The following is an 18,223-nucleotide window of genomic DNA, read 5'->3' as shown; positions in this document are numbered from 1 at the left end:
CCACAATATCGCAGCACTTAACACATTGAACCGTTTGTCTGCCAACAATGGTGCAGGGCAAAAGAACATGGAGAAGCTTTCTTCTGGTCTTCGAATCAACCGTGCAGGAGATGACGCAGCAGGTCTTGCCATCTCTGAGAAAATGCGTGGTCAAATCCGCGGATTAGAAATGGCGTCTAAAAACGCACAAGACGGTATCTCTCTTATTCAAACAGCTGAGGGTGCATTAACTGAAACACATGCGATTCTTCAACGTATGCGTGAATTGACAGTTCAAGCGGGTAACGTTGGTACTCAACAAACAGAAGATTTAACAGCTATTCAAGAAGAACTCACTGCTTTGGTGGATGAAATTGATGGTATTTCTCAGCGTACAGCATTTAACGGAAAGAATCTGTTGGATGGTAGCGTTGAGGAAGGATTCCAATTCCAAATTGGAGCGAACATTACGCAAAATATCAACGTAAAGATCGGCAAAATGGACGCTGAAACATTGACTGTCAAAGATATTTCAGTAAATGAAGATGGTTTTGACTTTGACGTCGAAGTAGCGAAAATTGATGAAGCAATCGGCGCTGTATCTAAACAGCGTTCAGCTCTTGGTGCAGTCCAAAACCGTCTAGAGCACACAATTAACAACCTTGGTGCTTCTGCTGAAAACTTAACAGCTGCTGAGTCTCGTATTCGTGACGTTGACATGGCGAAAGAAATGAGTGAGTTCACAAAGAACAACATTCTTTCTCAAGCATCTCAAGCGATGTTAGCTCAAGCAAACCAACAGCCGCAAAACGTACTTCAATTATTACGTTAATAAAAAAGCCCCTTTGATGAGGGGCTTTTTTTATTTCAATCGAATGACAGCAAGTGCTGTAAACGAAAGTCAGGAACAGCTTCATGGAAAAATGCTCGATTGTGTTCATCGTTCTTTTGATCCCATTGACTCCACCATTCAGCGGTTTCTCCTGAGTCATCAGCTTGAATCATATCGTGCAACTGTTCTAAATTGATGATTTCTCTCGGCTCTGTTAAGAAAGAGTGCATACGATGATACGCCTCAAGACGTTCAGGCTGTTTTGTTACAATGGCATATTGTACGTAGCGATTCAAAAATTCCTGCACGAACTTCAAATGAGGGATAGTTGTATCTCCTTTTAATTCCACACCTTCCCATGCCATATCAGCAATCGCACATAGCCACCAGCCAAGTTCATTGACGCGCTGCATTTGTTGTAACGTGTCCTTTTCAAAAGAGAGCAGCTCCTTTTTTTGTGCTTGTTTGAGCATACGGTCAAGTGTTTGTGCTTCGAGGGCTGCCTTTGTCATGCCCTGCCCATGAATGGGATCTAACGTGCACAAGGAGTCGCCCATTACCAATAATCCACTTGGCCAATCCTGCAGTTGTTCATAGTGATGTCTCACGCAAGAAGGAACTCTAAATCCTTTTGGGTTTGTATAGGGCGTTAAATGCGTGATGGCTTCTGCTATCGCTGGATGGGTAAGTGCAGCAGTTTCTGCATCAAATTGATCAGCATCCGTCGTTGGATAATGTGATCCGCCGGCTGCAGAGAGCAGAACAGCTACTAAATCATGATCTACCCGTTCAAACAGCCCTGTTGGGATTTTTTGATGAGGCTGGCCAACTATGACCATCGATTGCATGTGTGGCGCCTCTTTGGGTATTCGGTAGTATCTTGTGCTGTAGCCTAGAAATACATTTAACTCATCAGTCTGTGGTAAGGTCAATCCGGCATCTTTTAGCCATTTTGGCAATTTAGACATTCTTCCAGATGTATCGATCACTAGGTCTGCTTTCATTTCATGAATGCTTCCAGGCTTTACTTGCCTGTTCTTCACGATCAGACCAATAACTTGATTTGTTCCCTCTTTAAACTGAAGCGAGATGGCTTCATGTTTTTCTAAAAACTGCACACGTTCCTCCTCATTTACCATTCTTTGCATCAGCACCCACTCTAGCATGGCGCGTCTTGTGACGGCAGTTTCTTCTTTATCAGTGAATGTTAATTCGCCATCTTTTGTAATAAAACGAGAGGTTTGATGCCTCGTATTAAATCCGCCCATCGCCAGTAACTCTTTTGTATATCCAGGAAATAGACGTTCAACGATTTGCTTGCCAAGTGGCAGCATTCTATGTGGATGAAAGGCTTGAGGAGTGCCGAGGCGATTCTCAGGAGAGTCTGGCCGTTCATCCTTTTCAATAATCAAGACTTGATGATAAAACGTTGATAAAACTTTTGCAGCGAGCATCCCGGTGATACCTCCGCCAATGACGATCGCCCGCTCAAATTTCATGGGTTGTGTCACAACATGCGCCTCCAATAAATATCTAAAATGGTTACATGACCATTTCATCATATGTTGATTTATTAATTATAGCAAATTTATGTTTGAATATAGAAAGGAAATGTCCTACTTTTTACTCGTAAATATGAAGAATTTCTTCAAACATCATCATTATTTTTAAGAAACAACTACTAATTTAAGAAGAACGACCGATAAACTTAATAAGGGGGTAGAGAAATTGGATATACTACAGAGCATTGTAACAGCAGCACCTTATATCATGCAGATTTTAAAAAATGAAGTGACGTTGGGTGTCACTGATCGAGAGAAGTTTTTGCTTTATTTGCCATCGAAAGATCTTGATTTTCAAATTCGGGCTGGTGAATTCATTAAACCAGATGATCTGAATTTGAAAAAAGCGCTGAGAGGTGAGACATCAAATATATCTTTGCCTGAATCGGTGTATGGAACGCCATTAAATTCAATGTGTATGCCTATCTTAGATGAAAATCAACAAGCAATTGGTGCACTCGCTTTAGGTTTTCCACTTAAAAATCAATTAGAGCTTGAAGCGTACATGGAGTCATTAAGTGACATCATTCAAAGTATTCAAGAAAAGGTGCATGTGGTAGCGGCGCATTCAGAGGAGCTTTCAGCGACGAGTGAGGAAATGACCTTACAAACGCAGCAAACACTTGAAAGCTCGAAAAAAACATCCGATATTACAAAAATGATTAAAGGGATTTCGAAACAAACGAGTTTGCTAGGATTGAATGCGTCAATTGAAGCAGCCAGAGCAGGAAAAGAGGGAGCTGGCTTTAGTGTTGTAGCAAATGAGGTTCAAAAGCTTTCAAGTGAAACCTCACGTGCTACAGAAAACATTGAAAACTCATTACAAGGGATTTCGTCCAATATACATACATTACTTGAGAGTATGGATCATATGAAAGGTTCATCATCAGAACAGGCTTTACTTGTCACAGAGTTTAGCGAAATTGTGGAGCGGTTAACTACGGTGAGTAAAGAAATGAAAGAATTTATGCAACATGTGATGTCAACGTAAAAAACGAATCCTTAAGGGATTCGTTTTTTTGATACGCTATTTTCTTTTGTTCTGATCAAAGCGATAATCGTATGTTTCTCCCTTTACCACATTTAAAAACTCATGGCCAATTTGTACAAGCTGTCCATTTTTCCATTTGATGAGGGGGTCTTTATCAGGGTATTTCCAGTAAATCGTTTTCTTTTTGTGGGTCAGTTTGTTTTCAATTTCTGCTCTGACTGCGTTCTTCTTTAGTTTGCCTCCGCTATGCCGATAGGTGTTGATGATATATGTTCCGTCAGGTGATGTCATCGAGCGGATGAATGTTCCATGAGATACGCCTTGCAGAGAAAAACATTTCCAATAAATGATGCAAGCGAAGCTAAGGAATAAGATGATAAGGGTGATGGCGACTTTCTTTTTTAACATGAATTCCTCCAGATGTAGACCACAATATTTCTAATTTATGAGAGAAAATGCAAAAAGATTCATATAGTCCAAAAGTTCTATTCATTTCAATTATCGGTCATTTTTTCTCAAAATACAACAGATAGCCGTAAAGATAAGGAAAATTTAAGGATGTTTTCATGTAGATAGATCATTTGAACCCCTTTACAAAAGAATTTGGGATCAGTAGACTTATGCTCATATAGAGAAATGGGGAAGATGGAATGAAGCAAATCATTGATACGTATCAAAATTATGAAGAGCTTTCCGCTCATGAAAGAGAAGGAATCGACTATCAAATTCTCCATGAGCGAAAAGGTGACCAGCTTTTGGTTTTGTCTCCTCATGCCGGAGGAATTGAACCTGGCGTGAGTGAGCTCATTCATGAAATCGCAAGTGATGAATCTATGTATTTATTTGAAGGCCTTAAAGTGAAAGGCAATCATGTGCTTCACATTACAAGCACACGTTTCGATGAGCCGATTTGCATTTCCCTAGTGCATACCCATCATTATACGTTTGCGCTCCATGGCTACGAGGAAACCGAGGTGCTTCAAACATTAGTGGGGGGGACAGACAGAGAAAAAGCGGCAGAAACAGTGAAACGTTTAACACTTAATGGCTTCCAAGCATTGCTTTTATCTGAATCTGATCGCTTTTCTGGAACACATCCTCACAATATTAATAATCAATGTCTGACAGGAAAAAGTGTACAGCTTGAAATCAGTCAAGCGCAAAGAAGAGCATTCTTTCAAGACTTCAGACGGCGTTATCGCCGTGATACACAAAATGAGCAATTTTATCGGTACACAAATGTACTCAAGCAAGTATTAAACCTTTATGAATAAACTTTTTTCGTCTTATGTGCAGAGGCTTACGTTTGATAAACGGCTTCTTTTTCCGCAACCTTTTCCGCTTTCATTAAATAAGAAGTAAATTCTTGCTGGAAGCGAATACCTGCTTTCCGCTGTTCGAATAAGGCAAGCCGTTTTTCTGCAAAAGCCAAGGTAACGTGAAACGTTTGGGCAATATACAAAATGGCTTGCTGCCGAAGGTTAGGAAGCTTCATTTTCATCAGCATAAAGGTCGGTACACAAAAGTGATACATGAATTGTTTTGCCTGAAACTCCTGCAGTTCTCGAAATAGCTTGTGCATCTTGAAATGATTGCCTGTATGCTTCAGCACATGACAAAGCTCGTGGGCAAAATCCTGCCATTGTTCTTCTGGCGATAGAGATCTGTTTAAAATAATACTGTAAAGACCTTGATGCTTGATCATCATGCTGCCAGTATCCTCGTAGTGGACCCATACATGAAATTCAGAAGCGATCCTTTGCATCTCTCTATAAGCAGGACCGCTTATTTGTAATTGTGCATATAACCGTTTAATCTCTTCTTCTAAATGGGTTAAAAAACCAGTCATTTAAAAACCTCCATACAAACGTATGTTCTATTTTTGACGTAAAAGAAAAGTCCATATAGGACTAAATAGCTAAGTAAGCTACTGCTTACTTTTAATATCGGCTTATTTTTAACAATTTTAACATAAAATCAAGAAAAAATGGGATTAATTCCTGTTTTTTTCTTCATTTTTACCTTTTCCACTACTAAAAAGAGTGGATTATTCAAATTTTACCATAGTTTTATGGCTAAAACAAACAAATCTTGTCTTACGAATGCCACTGATTGATGACAATTCAATTTAGTAAAAGGGAGTGCATAACATGGTAGAAATTTATCAAGATTTTATTCCAGTTGGAAATGGGAACCGTCCAGGATATGCGATGACACCGTTATATGTGACAGTGCATAACACAGCAAACACGTCAAAGGGAGCGGATGCGAAAAGTCATGCGGCATATGTGAAACGCCCAACGACAGAGGTAAGCTGGCACTTTACAGTGGATGATCATGAAATCTTTCAGCATCTGCCGCTAAATGAAAATGGCTGGCATGCAGGGGATGGACAAGGCAATGGTAATCGAAAGTCGATCGGAATTGAAATTTGTGAGAATGAAGATGGGAACTTTCAGCAAGCGATCAAACATGCACAATGGTTGATCCAAAAGCTTTTAAAAGAACATAACATTCCACTTGCAAATGTGGTCACACATCAGCATTGGTCTGGAAAAGCATGTCCACGCCTGCTTCTTGCCACATGGGATGAATTTAAAAAAGGAATTGAAACGGCAGGAGATCCGGAGACGGTCATGACGTATGTCGTCAAAAGCGGGGATACGTTAACAAGTATTGCCAAAGCTCATGGCGTCACAGTTCAAGAATTACAAAAGTGGAATAACATTAGCGACCCGAACAAGATTCAAATTGGACAGGTTCTCAAAATTTATCAGAACGATGGAAAAATAATGTATGAGCTTCCAGATGGGGTTTTAAAGGTGACGTCTCCTCTGACAAAGGGAGAGCACGTACGCCAAGTTCAAAAAGCGCTTGCTGCTGTTTATTTCTATCCTGATAAAACAGCTGCAGATAAAGGGATCGATGGAGTTTACGGGGAAAAAACGGCGAATGCCGTGGCACGTTTTCAGCTGGTGAACGGACTGACAAGTGATGGGGTATACGGCCCTAAAACGAAGGAAAAGCTGCTTGAACTGTTAAATAAGTGAATGTTTCTGTTTGTATGATTGGATGACTGTTTCACTTTTTTCAATTAATCGACGAGTATATGGGGATGGTTGATATTCGGCAAATTGAACATATCTTAGTTGTTTGATTTTCTTTTTCATTTTGGCACCTCAATCGTTGCAGCGTATCGTTTATTGTATGCAAGTTTTTGTGAAAATGGAATCAGGACGCGGGTTTCGTTCCGCGTCCTTTATCCTTTAGTGTGATCAAGCCTTTTTATTTTTATACTCATCCAGAAACTGTTCATTCTTTTTAAAAATTCGCTCTGTATGGGGACTTACTTTGTAATCGGCCATACTGATATGGCGTTTCTTCTTTAAAATTTTAAAAGGGTTTTTCTTGCGATTGTTATTATCCCCTTGAAGTGCGTGGTCCATCTTCATCACCTTCCTCTTCGTCAGGCAAGATTAGATCATAAATTGTTGTAAGTGATGTCATTAATAAGTAGTCAAACTCTGTGACAATCTCATCAGAGGTGAGCTTAATGACAAAATGAGCATCTGCTACAGAAAACGGGATGAGCACCAGATGACCGAAATCATCATAATATACTTCCTGCCTGTCAAGCTTTGCCTGAATAAGAGCTCGCTGGTCAAGTGTCCGCAGCAAGTCATCTTTTTGTTCCTGCGTATCATATGGACATAGTACCGCTTGAATATTCATCTTGTCGGCAAAAGAATAGATCAGCCGCTCAATGCCCTCTATATATGCCTCTATACTTCCATAATATACATGGATCGGTTCGTTTTTCAATAGGTATTGGTACGTTTTTAGTTTATTGAGGTAAGAATGAAGTAGATCGTTATTTTGTTCAAGGAGTTGATGGGTGTCGGTTTCCAGTTCATGATTTCCGAGTTTTTTAATATAAGAGCTGAGAAAAATGAAAGCATCGGTCAATGCGAAAAAAACGGCAATGATCAAGTAATGCATCCAATCGGTGAAGATCGAAGAAGGGTCATTTGTCCAGTACACAACAGCACCAGCTACATAAATCCAATACCACGTTTTACGAATGGCAAACATCTTTTCTTTTACTTTTTGTTCAAAGCGCCATACCGCAAATACATACACAGCAAGAGCACCTAGCAATAACCATACGGTCAATTGAAAAAATAATAGCATGTTCTTCTCTCCTATAGACAGATGAATACTTGTTTATTTCTATGGATATGATTGGAAACCCTGCTTCATGAAAAAATGGACTTTAAGAAAAATGAGTTTAAATCGGCAGACAAATAAAAAAAGACCTGTCAGACAGGTCTTTGATATTAGAGGATCGCGTTTAACACAAAGTATATAAGAGCTCCTAGTGTTCCCGAAATCGGTAATGTGATCACCCAAGTGACAAGCATACGTTTTGCCGTACCCCAGTTTACACCTTTCACTCTGTGTGCAGAACCTACACCTAGAATAGAAGATGAGATCACGTGAGTGGTACTAACAGGTAAGTGAATAAATGTTGCACCGAAGATAATAGCTGCACCCGTTAAGTCGGCAGATACTCCGTTTACTGGACGAATTTTCATAATTTTACCGCCGACTGTTTTGATAATCTTCCAGCCGCCAATAGAAGTACCTAGTCCCATTGCAAGTGCACAAGAGAATTGTACCCAGAAAGGAATGTCGTCTGTTGTATGCAAATTACCTGCAATTAAAGCCATCGTAATAATTCCCATCGCTTTTTGCGCATCGTTTGTTCCATGGGTATACGATTGCAACGCAGCCGTTAAAATTTGAACACGTCGGAATTGTTTATTTGTTTTTGCGAGATTATTGTTTCTGAAAAGCAATTTGATAATGGTGTACACGATATATCCCAATACGAAAGCTAGGATAGGTGAAAGCAAAAGTGCTTGAATGATTTTAATGAATCCCGAATAGTTTAAAGCGCCAAAACCAGCAGAGGCAATAACCGCTCCTGCAATAGATCCGATGAGTGCATGTGAAGAACTACTCGGAATCCCGTAATACCAAGTAAGCAAGTTCCACGTGATGGCGGCAATTAAAGCAGCCAAGATGACAACAGAACCGTTTTGAAGTGTAAAAGGATCTGCGATGTCTTTTGTGATGGATTTTGCCACACCTGTAAATGTCATTGCTCCTAAGAAGTTCATGAACGCTGCCATGATAATCGCATGTCTAGGCTTTAAAGCCTTCGTTGAAACTGAAGTTGCAATGGCATTTGCTGTATCGTGGAACCCGTTAATGAAATCAAAAGCAAGTGCACAAATGACAATAAGTATGGTAAGGATGAGTAATGTGTCCATGTTTAACTAACCCCGTTACGCATTCTTCATAATGATTGTTTCTAAATTGTTGGCAACACTTTGACAGGAATCAGCGATTTCTTCAAGTGTTTCGTAAATTTCTTTGTATTGAATCACTTTAATTGGATCTGTTTCTTTTCCAAACAAGTTCTTTAATGATTTACGATGAAGATTGTCACAATTATGCTCAATCTCTTTAATCTTGATTGCGTGCGGATGAATATCTTTCAAGCGATTGTCAGCCAGTAATTCAATTGTGATTAAAATTTCTTTCGCGCACTCTCTGATGTAGTGGCTGAATTTGTCGATATGTTCGTCAGAGCTTGTGATTGAATAAATTTCCAATGTTGCTGAAAAATGTTCAATTCCATCTAAAACATCATCGAGGCTATTCGTCAATTGAAGAATGTCTTCACGTTCAATCGGTGTAATAAAGGCTTTGTTCAGCTCTTTAATCATGGTATGAACATGATTATCACCTTTTGTCTCATATTCCTTCAATGTGTCAGAAAATTCTTTCAGAGTGGTTTGATTTGTTACTTTATAGCTAACAAAATACTCAGCAGTTTCATCTAAATTTTTAGCAATTTCCGTTAACAAGACGGAAAACTTGTCTTTTTTCCTTTTTAACATGTAAAAACCCTCCATTGTATAAATGAGACAATGCACACATCAAATAATTATATATTCTTTTGTCGAAAAAAAACAGGTGTAGTCGAAAATTTCTTCACTTTTTCTATTTGATCTTATTCTGACCTAAAGATGTGATCTCAACACACCTTTTTCGGAAAGGGGAAAAGAAACGAAAAAAGCGGTCCATCTTTGGCACCGCTGAAAGGCTAAGAAGCTGAATGAATCAGCGTAAATCGTTCACAAACAAGAAGCATATCTTCTTTGAAATCTAAACCGTATGATTGGAGTGCTTCTGTGAAAAATTCTTTATGAGCTCTGTACCAATAGTCATAAGATAGGTCGCCTTCACCTTCTGCTTGTGCAAATGATTCTGGAACTTCATTCATTGGCATGATATCTACTTGGGTAATTTCAATAATGGCTTTTGGCTCTTCCTGGCTGTCCAAAATGACCGCGTATTGTCCGGCCATTGGAAGCGGCTCCTGTTCCTTTTCGTAAAACAAGTGTCCAGAACAAGTGGCTGTTTTCTTTCCTTGTTTTACAAGATCAAGCAAATGATCTGGATCTGATCCGAATGCCCATGCCGAAACAAACGCATCAGCAGGTGCTTGTTCTGATGTCTCTCTCCAATAGTCTTCCCAAAATAATCTGCTTTTGTTGTTCACCGTTTTTCCCCCTTTTTGCTGTGTTTATTATACCCTTGAAGCCGAATAGTTGGAAATATTGTGTCTTTATTCCTAATGAATAGATATGTCATATGTTTTGGAAATTAACATTAAATTTGGATGATGTAGGATGATAGGATGAAAATTTTAGAAATTTTTGAATAATCTATTGTGTTCTGGTCAAGAAGTCGGTAAGGTCAAAGTAAGAATATGGAAGGGGTGTTGTTCATGAAACGCATTTCTCTAACTGTTTTGTCCATATGTCTGTTAGTTTTCTCGTTTTTTCTGCCTGTCAGCCAAGTCAATGCGAACGAATCTTATGGGAGTAAAGTAGCTGTTGGGAAAGATGGCATGGTGGCTACTGCTCATCCGCTGGCATCAGAAGTGGGTGCGGATGTATTGAAGAAAGGTGGAAACGCAGTAGATGCTGCTGTTGCTATCCAGTACGCATTGAATGTCACAGAGCCAATGATGTCTGGAATTGGCGGCGGAGGATTTATGATGGTTTATGATGGGAAGACAAAAGAAACATCCATCATCAATAGTAGAGAACGAGCACCACAGGGCGCAACACCTGACATGTTTTTAACGAATGATGGGAAAGTCATCCCATTCGCTGAGCGATCCACACACGGTAATGCTGTTGGAGTTCCAGGGACTGTAAAAGGCCTCGAGGCAGCATTAGATAAGTGGGGAACCCGATCGATGAAAGAATTGATTGAGCCTTCCATTCAGCTCGCAGAGGATGGATTTGAAATCGATTCTGTTCTGGCAAAAGCCATTGATGACCATCAAGAAAAACTGAAAAAAACGGCCGCAGGACCAATCTTTCTTCCAGATGATCAACCGCTCAAAGAAGGCGATCTGCTTGTACAGCCAGGTCTTGCGAAAACATTTAAGCTCATTGCGAAAAAAGGAAGCAAAGCATTTTATGAAGGAAAAGTAGCAAAGGCACTTGCAAATACAGTCCAAGATTTTGGCGGAACGATGACAACTGATGACATTGGTCATTATGAGGTCCAGACTGACAAGCCTATCTGGGGAGACTATAAAGGATACCAGCTTGCAAGTATGCCTCCACCAAGCTCGGGCGGTGTGTTTATGCTGCAAATACTCAAAATACTAGATCACTTTAACCTATCTCAATATGACCCCAAATCATTCGAAAAATATCAGCTGCTTGCTGAAACGATGCATCTCTCCTATGCTGACCGTGCTGCATATGCCGGTGACCCCGAATTCGTAGATGTTCCACTAAAAGGACTATTAGACGATGATTACATTTCAGAAAGAGCCTCTCTTATTCAATTAGATCAAATGATTAAGAATCCGAAAGAAGGAGATCCATGGGCGTATGAGGATGAAAAAAATCCATCCCCTATTGTCCCGCAGCCAGAAGATAAGACCATTGGTGAGACCACTCATTTTACAGTTGCCGATCAGTGGGGAAATGTCGTGTCATTCACAACAACCATTGAACAATTATTTGGTACAGGGATTCTCGTCCCGGAATATGGATTTTTCTTAAACAATGAACTAACAGATTTTGACGCAAGGCCAGGTGGAGCAAATGAAGTCCAGCCGAATAAGCGTCCATTATCCAGTATGACCCCAACCATTATTTTCAAAGATAACGAGCCGGTTATGACTGTTGGCTCACCTGGCGGAACGACCATCATTGCTTCTGTTTCACAAACCATACTGAATTTGCTTGAATATGACATGGAGCTTCAAGATGCGGTGGAAGAGCCACGGATTTATACAAACAGTACAACTTCTTATCGCTACGAAGTAGGTGTTCCCCTTGATGTGAGAACGAAGCTAAATGATATGGGTCACCGTTTTGGCAGTTCACCTATTGATATAGGAAACGTGCAGGCTTTACTCATTGACCGAAAAGCAGGGACATTTACTGGCGTAGCGGACTCCTCAAGAAATGGAACCGCTGTTGGTGTCAATTTAAAGCTATCTGCCGATTAAGACCATTTCCCGGAAAAGAAGCGCCTCTTTAAGTTGGCGTTTCTTTTTTAGTTTAAATGAAAAAACACAGTTGACACCTGTGAATAGTTTGAATAATATATAGACTAACATCAATCATACATAGCTGATCGGACAACCGAAGGCTCTTGGCAATTTGAAGTACAGGACTGTGATGTATTTCAGGTGGCTAAGGGTCTTTTTTGCGTATTATGAAATGGCAAGGTTGGTGTCACTATTATTTGATAACAGGGGAGCGGGATATCATGAAAAAGTGGAAATTGATCTCGATTGTGACCATCTTAGTGGTCTTGGCTGTGACGAGTGCTGCATGCTCAAACGCAAACGAAGCCTCAAATCAAAAGGGGAAGGTTGAGCTTTTAAATGTTTCGTATGATCCTACGCGTGAATTATATCAGGAATACAATCAAGCCTTTCAGACGTATTGGAAAGACAAAACTGGTGAGGATGTCACCATTAAACAGTCTCACGGTGGATCAGGAAAGCAAGGAAGATCGATTATTGATGGACTTGAGGCAGATGTGGCCACACTGGCTCTAGGCTATGACATTGATGCGATTGCAGATCGCGGACTGCTTTCGAAAGATTGGCAAAAGAAGTTTCCAAACCAATCAACACCGTATACATCGACCATTGTGTTTCTTGTGAAGGAAGGAAATCCAAAAAATATTAAAGACTGGGATGACTTGATTAAACCAGGTGTGTCCATCATTACGCCGAATCCTAAAACGTCCGGTGGTGCGAGATGGAATTACTTAGCTGCGTGGGCATATGCGGATAAAACATTTCATGGAAATGAACAAAAAACAAAGGATTTTGTCAAAAAGTTATATGAGCATGTCGAAGTCCTTGATTCAGGAGCTCGTGGAGCCACAACGACTTTTGTTGAACGCGGTCTTGGGGATGTGTTAATTGCTTGGGAAAATGAAGCCTATTTGACACAGCATGAACTAGGCAAAGATAAATTTGAGATTGTCACTCCATCGATTAGTATTCTAGCGGAGCCGCCAGTTGCTGTCGTCGATCAAAATGTGAAACGAAAAGGAACAGAGAAAGTAGCAAAGGCGTATTTGGATTACTTATATTCTAAAAAAGGGCAGGAAATTGCGGCGGAAAACTATTATCGCCCTAGAAATCAAGAAGTCTTAAACAAATATAAAGATCAATTTCAAAAGATTGATATGGTGACAATTGATCAAGCGTTTGGCGGGTGGAGAAAGGCCCAAAAAAGATTTTTTGATGATGGCGGATTATTTGATCAAATATATAGCGGACAAAAATAGGGGGCGATGTGATGAAGAAAGCGCAGGCCGCCAATAAAAGAACACGTATACTGCCTGGATTTGGGCTGAGTCTTGGGGTGACGCTCGTTTATGTGAGTGCGATTGTTGTCATTCCTTTATCGATGGTATTTATTTGGACGGCTTCATTAGGAGTAGAGGGGATTTGGAAGGTGTTTACTGATACAAGGGTATTGAAATCGCTTCAGCTGACCGTGACGACTTCCTTTGCAGCTGCTCTCATCAATGCAGGATTTGGTGTATTGATTGCCTGGGTTCTGGCTAGGTACTCATTTCCAGGAAAGAAAATCTTGGATGCTCTCATCGATTTGCCTTTTGCTCTTCCGACGGCTGTTGCGGGTATTGCCCTCACCACCCTTTATTCTCCAAATGGATGGATTGGTCAATTTCTGCATATGAAGGTGGCGTACACGCCGATTGGCATTATTTTAGCACTTATTTTTATTGGTATTCCATTCGTCATTCGAACCGTTCAGCCTGTTATAGAAGGACTGCAGCAGGAAGTGGAAGAGGCTGCGGCGATTCTTGGTGCGACAAGGAGACAGACCTTTTTTCACGTACTGCTGCCTGCCTTGTTTCCGGCGGTGATGACTGGATTTTCACTTGCGTTTGCAAGAGCGCTGGGTGAATATGGCTCTGTTGTATTTATTGCTGGAAATATTCCGTTTAAAACAGAGATTACACCGCTGATGATCATGTCTAAGCTTGAGCAGTATGATTATCATGGTGCAGCAGCGATTGCTTGTTTGATGCTGCTACTTTCGTTTTTCATCCTGTTATTGATTCACGGGATTCAGTGGTATGTTGAGCGGAAAAAACAAGTATATGTGAGGTGAAACCATTGGAGAGAGAACTTAATCATCGGCACCATGCCCAGTATAAGAGTCCTGTAACGGAATCTAAAGTGGTGAAAATTCTACTGATTACGATGGTGTATGCTTTTTTGATTTTATTTTTACTCATGCCGCTGATCGCCGTGTTTTCAAAGGCATTTGAGAAAGGGTGGAGTTCATACCTTTTGGCCATCTCACATCCAGATACATTATCGGCAATTAAATTGACCGTCTTTATTGTCGTCGTCACCTTGCCGCTGCAAATGATTTTTGGGGTCAGTGCTGCATGGCTTATCACAAAGTTTAACTTCCGCGGAAAACGCTTGCTAACGACTGTGATTGACCTCCCGTTTGCCGTTTCACCTGTGATTGCTGGACTTGTATTTGTCCTTTTATTTGGTTCAAACGGGCTTTTAGGACCTTGGCTTATCGCGAATGGCTGGAAGGTCATCTATTCTGTACCAGGCATGATCCTAGCTACTATATTCGTCACATTTCCGTTTATTGCAAGAGAATTAATTCCGTTTATGCAGCATGAAGGTATTCATGAGGAGGAAGCATCGCTCACGCTTGGAGCAAATGGATGGAAGACGTTTTTTCTTGTGACACTGCCAAATATCAAATGGGCTCTTTTTTATGGTGTTATTTTAGCCGGGGCAAGAGCGATTGGTGAATTTGGTGCCGTTTCGGTTGTATCAGGTCATATTCGAGGGATGACCAATACGATGCCGCTTCATATCGAAATTTTATACAATGAGTACCAATTCCAAGCTGCTTTTGCTGTGGCATCTCTCATGGCGTTTGTGGCAGTCATTACTTTAATTATCAAGCAAATCATTCAGCAAAGAGATCATCGGCTTGGCAAGCGGTCAACATAAATGGAGGGATCGGTCTTGGGGATTACAGCAAAACAAATATCAAAACAATTTGGTCAGACGAAGGTTCTGCAAAACGTGGATTTATCGATAAGAAACGGTGAATTGATCTCTTTACTAGGACCGTCTGGCTCTGGGAAAACGACTTTATTAAGAATCATTGCAGGACTTGATTTTGCAAATAACGGGCAGATTTTATTTGGAGATCAGGATTACACGCACATTCCAGTACGAAAGCGGCAGATCGGCTTTGTGTTTCAGCAATACGCTCTTTTTCGAAATATGACTGTTTTTGATAATGTTGCATATGGGCTGAAAATTAAACCTAGAGGAGAAAGACTGTCTAAAAAAGACATCAAAGAGCGGGTGCATGAGCTTTTAGAAGTTGTTCAGTTAACGCAGTATGAACAGCGTTATCCAGAGCAGCTGTCAGGCGGACAAAAGCAGCGTGTAGCACTAGCGCGCGCACTTGCTGTTCAGCCGAAGGCACTTTTATTAGATGAACCTTTTGGTGCGCTTGACACAAAGGTGAGGAAAGAATTAAGGCATTGGCTGAAAAAAGTCCATCGTGATTTTCAGATGACCACCATTTTTGTGACACATGATCAAGAAGAAGCGTTTGATATTGCTGATCGTGTCGTGGTGATGAATGAAGGAAGAATCGAAAAAATTGGTACAAAAGAAGAAATGGCAGAGCAAACTGACAATCTATTTGTATCTGAATTTTTAGATATAGGAAGCCATATTTAACAAGAATATAGAAGATGAGATGGGAAAGATGCAGCGGTCGCTGCGTCTTTTTTTTTATAAAAATTCTCTTAGGAACATTGACTTATAATTTCGAATATTATAATATCTTTACAAAGGTAACAATATAGAACATTTTTAATAAATTGATATTGTAAGCGCTTTATAAAAGGTTCTATTCTAAAATGTTCTTTCTTTTTGTTACATGTGTTCATATTTATACCAAATGAAAGGGGTGGTTGTTTGAATAACTTGTTTGAGTTAAATGAACAACTGATTACGCTGCAGTTCGAAGCATCTTCGAGAGAGGAGGTGACGACATATTTAGCAGAGAGGTTAGAAGCTGGAGGGTACATTAAATCGAGCTATTTACCTGCAGTGCTTGAAAGAGAAAAAACATATCCTACAGGCCTCCCGCTTGCAACTTTGGGGGTAGCGATTCCGCATACAGATCCTGAACATGTGAACAAACCGGCGATTAGTGTAGCTACTTTAAAGGAACCTGTCGTTTTTCATAAGATGGGGAGCCCTGATGAAACAGTGCAAGCCAAAATTGTGTTTGTCCTAGCAATCTCTGAGCCTAGCAAGCAGCTTGTGATGCTCGAGAAGCTCATGACACTTTTTAGAAAAGAAGAAGTGATGACGAAGCTGTCTCACATGACCTCTTATGAAGAAGCGACACACGTGCTTCAACAAGAGCTAAACCAATAATTATTCATGAAATAATGTAAGCGCTTTATCTGAAAAATTCAGGAGGTGGATGTATGATCAAGCAAGCCGTCGATTTTATATTAGACCTTGGACCAACTATTATGCTTCCGATTATTATGACGCTTTTCGGTATGATTTTAAGGCAAGGCTTTAAGAAATCCTTCCGAGCCGGTATTACGATCGGAATTGGATTTGTCGGTGTCAATCTTGTCATTAATTTGCTCGTGAGCGGCCTTGGACCAGCAGCAAAAGCTATGGTTAATTCCCTTGGGCTAAAGCTCGACATTTTGGATGTTGGATGGCCGATTGGCGCTGCCATATCCTTTGGTACACCTGTTGCCCCGCTCATGATTCCTCTTGTGCTTTTGTTAAATGTGATTTTATTGTCCGTAAACTTCACGAAAACACTGAATGTGGATATTTGGAACTTCTGGCATTTAATTTTTGCAGCCTCTGTTACTTACTACGCTTATCATAATATGTTCTTGGCTCTTGCTGTTGGATTGATCGTTTCTGCGATCACGCTTAAACTAGCCGATTGGACGGCGCCGACAATCGAACATCATTTCGGATTAAAAGGCGTATCGATGGCTCATGCTGAAACGGTCAACTTCGCACCGCTTATGTATGCGTCCAACCGCATCATTGATAAAATCCCTGGCTTAAACAGAATTCATGCTGATCCAGAAACATTGAAGAAACGCTTTGGCATTTTTGGCGAACCGCTTGTGATGGGTCTCATACTTGGTATCATTATTGGTCTTCTCGGCGGCTATGATGCAAAAGGCGTAATGACGCTTGGTATTCAAATGGCAGCAGTTCTTGTCTTAATGCCGAGAATGGTTGCGTTATTAATGGAAGGTCTGATTCCAATTTCTGAGGGCGCTCGTTCATATATTCAAAAGCGTTTCCCAGGAAAAAATGTTTATATTGGTTTAGATACAGCGATTGTTATTGGTCATCCAGCGAATATGGCGGTAGCCCTTTTAATGGTGCCGATTACGATTTTGCTCGCTGTTGTGCTGCCTTACAATGGCATGCTCCCGTTTGCTGACTTATCGGTTCTGCCATTTACAGTTGTCTGGGCAGTAGCAGCTGCTCGTGGGAATATTATTCGCGGTCTTATTAACAGTATTTTCACATTAATGATCGTTTTCTTTATCGCAACAAATCTTGCACCGCTTGCGACAACAATGGGGAAAGCAGTCGGCTTTGATTTCCCTGAAGGGGCAAACATGATTTCAGGTATTGACCTTGGTTCTCACGTCATTCCTTGGATCATGGTGAGACTTCTTGATCCGGGCAACCCTTACTTTATTGCAGCGATTATCTGTGCTTTGGCTTATGCGCTTCTATGGTACTGGGTGCGAAACGATATTAAAAAGCAATATGCGAAAGAAATGGGCTTAGATCAGAAAGAACAATAAACGTGCTGGAGGGATTATCATGGCAAAAAAAATATTAGTATCGTGCGGAACAGCAGTTGCAACATCAACGGTTGTGGCAAAAAAGGTAGAAGAGACGTTAAAGGAAAAAGGGTATGATGTCGTGGTCGAACAGTGTAAGGCTTCTGAAGTACCGCAAAAAGCAGAGGGCGCTGATTTAATTGTGACAACAACGCCTGTGAGTGATACAAAAGGGACACCTGTGATTCAAACCTTATCCTTTTTAACCGGTTTTGGCATTGAAGATGATATCGAAAAAATCATAGATCATATTAAGTAGAGGGCTATTACGTGGAGGGGCTATTGCGGCTCCTT

Annotated in this window: 20 protein-coding genes; 12 read left to right on the top strand and 8 right to left on the bottom strand. The window is 40.6% G+C overall.

Annotation, left to right across the window (positions count from 1 at the left end):
- Positions 1-811: flagellin Hag (hag, locus tag AKG37_RS14110; protein WP_077233726.1), on the top strand; the 811-nt coding region annotated here is incomplete at its 5' end.
- A gap of 35 nt (positions 812-846) precedes the next feature.
- Here the strand turns inward: hag and AKG37_RS14105 are convergent.
- Positions 847-2,322, bottom strand: coding sequence for an NAD(P)/FAD-dependent oxidoreductase (locus tag AKG37_RS14105; RefSeq protein ID WP_060699370.1), 1,476 nt, complete (start codon positions 2,320-2,322; stop codon positions 847-849).
- Positions 2,323-2,539: 217 nt separating this feature from the next.
- Here AKG37_RS14105 and AKG37_RS14100 point away from each other — a divergent pair, with 217 nt between their 5' ends.
- Positions 2,540-3,364 (top strand): methyl-accepting chemotaxis protein, encoded by an 825-nt coding sequence (locus AKG37_RS14100; protein ID WP_060699369.1) that lies wholly within the window; start codon positions 2,540-2,542, stop codon positions 3,362-3,364.
- A gap of 36 nt (positions 3,365-3,400) precedes the next feature.
- Here the strand turns inward: AKG37_RS14100 and AKG37_RS14095 are convergent, their stop codons facing one another.
- Positions 3,401-3,772, bottom strand: coding sequence for a DUF5412 domain-containing protein (locus AKG37_RS14095; protein ID WP_060699368.1), 372 nt, complete (start codon positions 3,770-3,772; stop codon positions 3,401-3,403).
- A 242-nt stretch (positions 3,773-4,014) separates the two neighbouring features.
- On the opposite strand from AKG37_RS14095, the gene AKG37_RS14090 reads away from it, so the two are divergent.
- The gene (locus AKG37_RS14090) at positions 4,015-4,638 is read left to right on the top strand and encodes a poly-gamma-glutamate hydrolase family protein (RefSeq protein WP_060699367.1); all 624 of its coding nucleotides are present in this window, start codon (positions 4,015-4,017) and stop codon (positions 4,636-4,638) included.
- Between the two features lie 26 nt (positions 4,639-4,664).
- Here the strand turns inward: AKG37_RS14090 and AKG37_RS14085 are convergent, their stop codons facing one another.
- Positions 4,665-5,213, bottom strand: a complete 549-nt coding sequence (locus AKG37_RS14085) for an ImmA/IrrE family metallo-endopeptidase (protein ID WP_060699366.1) — start codon at positions 5,211-5,213, stop codon at positions 4,665-4,667.
- Between the two features lie 301 nt (positions 5,214-5,514).
- On the opposite strand from AKG37_RS14085, the gene AKG37_RS14080 reads away from it, so the two are divergent.
- On the top strand, positions 5,515-6,414 hold the full coding sequence (locus AKG37_RS14080) for an N-acetylmuramoyl-L-alanine amidase (protein WP_060699365.1): 900 nt from the start codon (positions 5,515-5,517) through the stop codon (positions 6,412-6,414).
- A 225-nt stretch (positions 6,415-6,639) separates the two neighbouring features.
- Here AKG37_RS14080 and AKG37_RS14075 read toward each other — a convergent pair whose 3' ends face one another.
- From AKG37_RS14075 to AKG37_RS14055, 5 genes are all read right to left on the bottom strand, one after another.
- A complete protein-coding gene (locus tag AKG37_RS14075; RefSeq protein WP_060699387.1) occupies positions 6,640-6,810 on the bottom strand; it encodes a type II toxin-antitoxin system SpoIISB family antitoxin in 171 nt (56 codons plus the stop codon).
- Complete coding sequence (locus tag AKG37_RS14070) at positions 6,785-7,555, bottom strand: type II toxin-antitoxin system SpoIISA family toxin (protein ID WP_060699364.1); 771 nt, start codon at positions 7,553-7,555, stop codon at positions 6,785-6,787. Before AKG37_RS14070 ends, AKG37_RS14075 begins: the two co-directional genes overlap by 26 nt.
- A gap of 146 nt (positions 7,556-7,701) precedes the next feature.
- A complete protein-coding gene (locus AKG37_RS14065) occupies positions 7,702-8,700 on the bottom strand; it encodes an inorganic phosphate transporter (protein WP_060699363.1) in 999 nt (332 codons plus the stop codon).
- Between the two features lie 15 nt (positions 8,701-8,715).
- Positions 8,716-9,333, bottom strand: a complete 618-nt coding sequence (locus tag AKG37_RS14060; protein ID WP_060699362.1) for a DUF47 domain-containing protein — start codon at positions 9,331-9,333, stop codon at positions 8,716-8,718.
- A gap of 206 nt (positions 9,334-9,539) precedes the next feature.
- Positions 9,540-9,998 carry an ASCH domain-containing protein gene (locus tag AKG37_RS14055; protein ID WP_060699361.1) on the bottom strand — a complete coding sequence of 153 codons (459 nt, stop codon included), beginning with the start codon at positions 9,996-9,998 and terminating at the stop codon, positions 9,540-9,542.
- Positions 9,999-10,226: 228 nt separating this feature from the next.
- Here AKG37_RS14055 and ggt point away from each other — a divergent pair, with 228 nt between their 5' ends.
- From ggt to AKG37_RS14015, 8 genes are all read left to right on the top strand, one after another.
- Positions 10,227-11,978 (top strand): gamma-glutamyltransferase, encoded by a 1,752-nt coding sequence (ggt, locus tag AKG37_RS14050; RefSeq protein WP_060699360.1) that lies wholly within the window; start codon positions 10,227-10,229, stop codon positions 11,976-11,978.
- A 263-nt stretch (positions 11,979-12,241) separates the two neighbouring features.
- A complete protein-coding gene (locus AKG37_RS14045) occupies positions 12,242-13,279 on the top strand; it encodes a sulfate ABC transporter substrate-binding protein (protein ID WP_060699359.1) in 1,038 nt (345 codons plus the stop codon).
- A gap of 11 nt (positions 13,280-13,290) precedes the next feature.
- Positions 13,291-14,133 carry a sulfate ABC transporter permease subunit CysT gene (cysT, locus tag AKG37_RS14040; protein WP_060699358.1) on the top strand — a complete coding sequence of 281 codons (843 nt, stop codon included), beginning with the start codon at positions 13,291-13,293 and terminating at the stop codon, positions 14,131-14,133.
- Between the two features lie 5 nt (positions 14,134-14,138).
- Positions 14,139-15,008, top strand: coding sequence for a sulfate ABC transporter permease subunit CysW (gene cysW, locus AKG37_RS14035; RefSeq protein WP_060699357.1), 870 nt, complete (start codon positions 14,139-14,141; stop codon positions 15,006-15,008).
- 15 nt (positions 15,009-15,023) lie between these two features.
- Complete coding sequence (locus AKG37_RS14030; protein WP_060699356.1) at positions 15,024-15,755, top strand: sulfate/molybdate ABC transporter ATP-binding protein; 732 nt, start codon at positions 15,024-15,026, stop codon at positions 15,753-15,755.
- Between the two features lie 240 nt (positions 15,756-15,995).
- Positions 15,996-16,463 (top strand): PTS sugar transporter subunit IIA, encoded by a 468-nt coding sequence (locus tag AKG37_RS14025; protein ID WP_060699355.1) that lies wholly within the window; start codon positions 15,996-15,998, stop codon positions 16,461-16,463.
- 53 nt (positions 16,464-16,516) lie between these two features.
- A complete protein-coding gene (locus AKG37_RS14020; RefSeq protein ID WP_060699354.1) occupies positions 16,517-17,890 on the top strand; it encodes a PTS galactitol transporter subunit IIC in 1,374 nt (457 codons plus the stop codon).
- A gap of 19 nt (positions 17,891-17,909) precedes the next feature.
- Positions 17,910-18,188 carry a PTS sugar transporter subunit IIB gene (locus AKG37_RS14015; RefSeq protein WP_003212259.1) on the top strand — a complete coding sequence of 93 codons (279 nt, stop codon included), beginning with the start codon at positions 17,910-17,912 and terminating at the stop codon, positions 18,186-18,188.
- Positions 18,189-18,223: the final 35 nt, after the last annotated feature.

The sequence above is a fragment of the Bacillus australimaris genome, assembly GCF_001307105.1.
In the GTDB taxonomy this organism is placed as follows: domain Bacteria; phylum Bacillota; class Bacilli; order Bacillales; family Bacillaceae; genus Bacillus; species Bacillus australimaris.
This window is presented reverse-complemented; position numbering and strand designations above follow the sequence as displayed.

Coding starts and splice junctions, on each gene's coding strand:
- AKG37_RS14095 (WP_060699368.1), bottom strand. CDS start 3,772: ATGTTAAAAAAGAAAGTCGCCATCACCCTTATCATCTTATTCCTTAGC.
- AKG37_RS14090 (WP_060699367.1), top strand. CDS start 4,015: ATGAAGCAAATCATTGATACGTATCAAAATTATGAAGAGCTTTCCGCT.
- AKG37_RS14085 (WP_060699366.1), bottom strand. CDS start 5,213: ATGACTGGTTTTTTAACCCATTTAGAAGAAGAGATTAAACGGTTATAT.
- AKG37_RS14080 (WP_060699365.1), top strand. CDS start 5,515: ATGGTAGAAATTTATCAAGATTTTATTCCAGTTGGAAATGGGAACCGT.
- AKG37_RS14075 (WP_060699387.1), bottom strand. CDS start 6,810: ATGGACCACGCACTTCAAGGGGATAATAACAATCGCAAGAAAAACCCT.
- AKG37_RS14070 (WP_060699364.1), bottom strand. CDS start 7,555: ATGCTATTATTTTTTCAATTGACCGTATGGTTATTGCTAGGTGCTCTT.
- AKG37_RS14065 (WP_060699363.1), bottom strand. CDS start 8,700: ATGGACACATTACTCATCCTTACCATACTTATTGTCATTTGTGCACTT.
- AKG37_RS14060 (WP_060699362.1), bottom strand. CDS start 9,333: ATGTTAAAAAGGAAAAAAGACAAGTTTTCCGTCTTGTTAACGGAAATT.
- ggt (WP_060699360.1), top strand. CDS start 10,227: ATGAAACGCATTTCTCTAACTGTTTTGTCCATATGTCTGTTAGTTTTC.
- AKG37_RS14045 (WP_060699359.1), top strand. CDS start 12,242: ATGAAAAAGTGGAAATTGATCTCGATTGTGACCATCTTAGTGGTCTTG.
- cysT (WP_060699358.1), top strand. CDS start 13,291: ATGAAGAAAGCGCAGGCCGCCAATAAAAGAACACGTATACTGCCTGGA.
- AKG37_RS14020 (WP_060699354.1), top strand. CDS start 16,517: ATGATCAAGCAAGCCGTCGATTTTATATTAGACCTTGGACCAACTATT.
- AKG37_RS14015 (WP_003212259.1), top strand. CDS start 17,910: ATGGCAAAAAAAATATTAGTATCGTGCGGAACAGCAGTTGCAACATCA.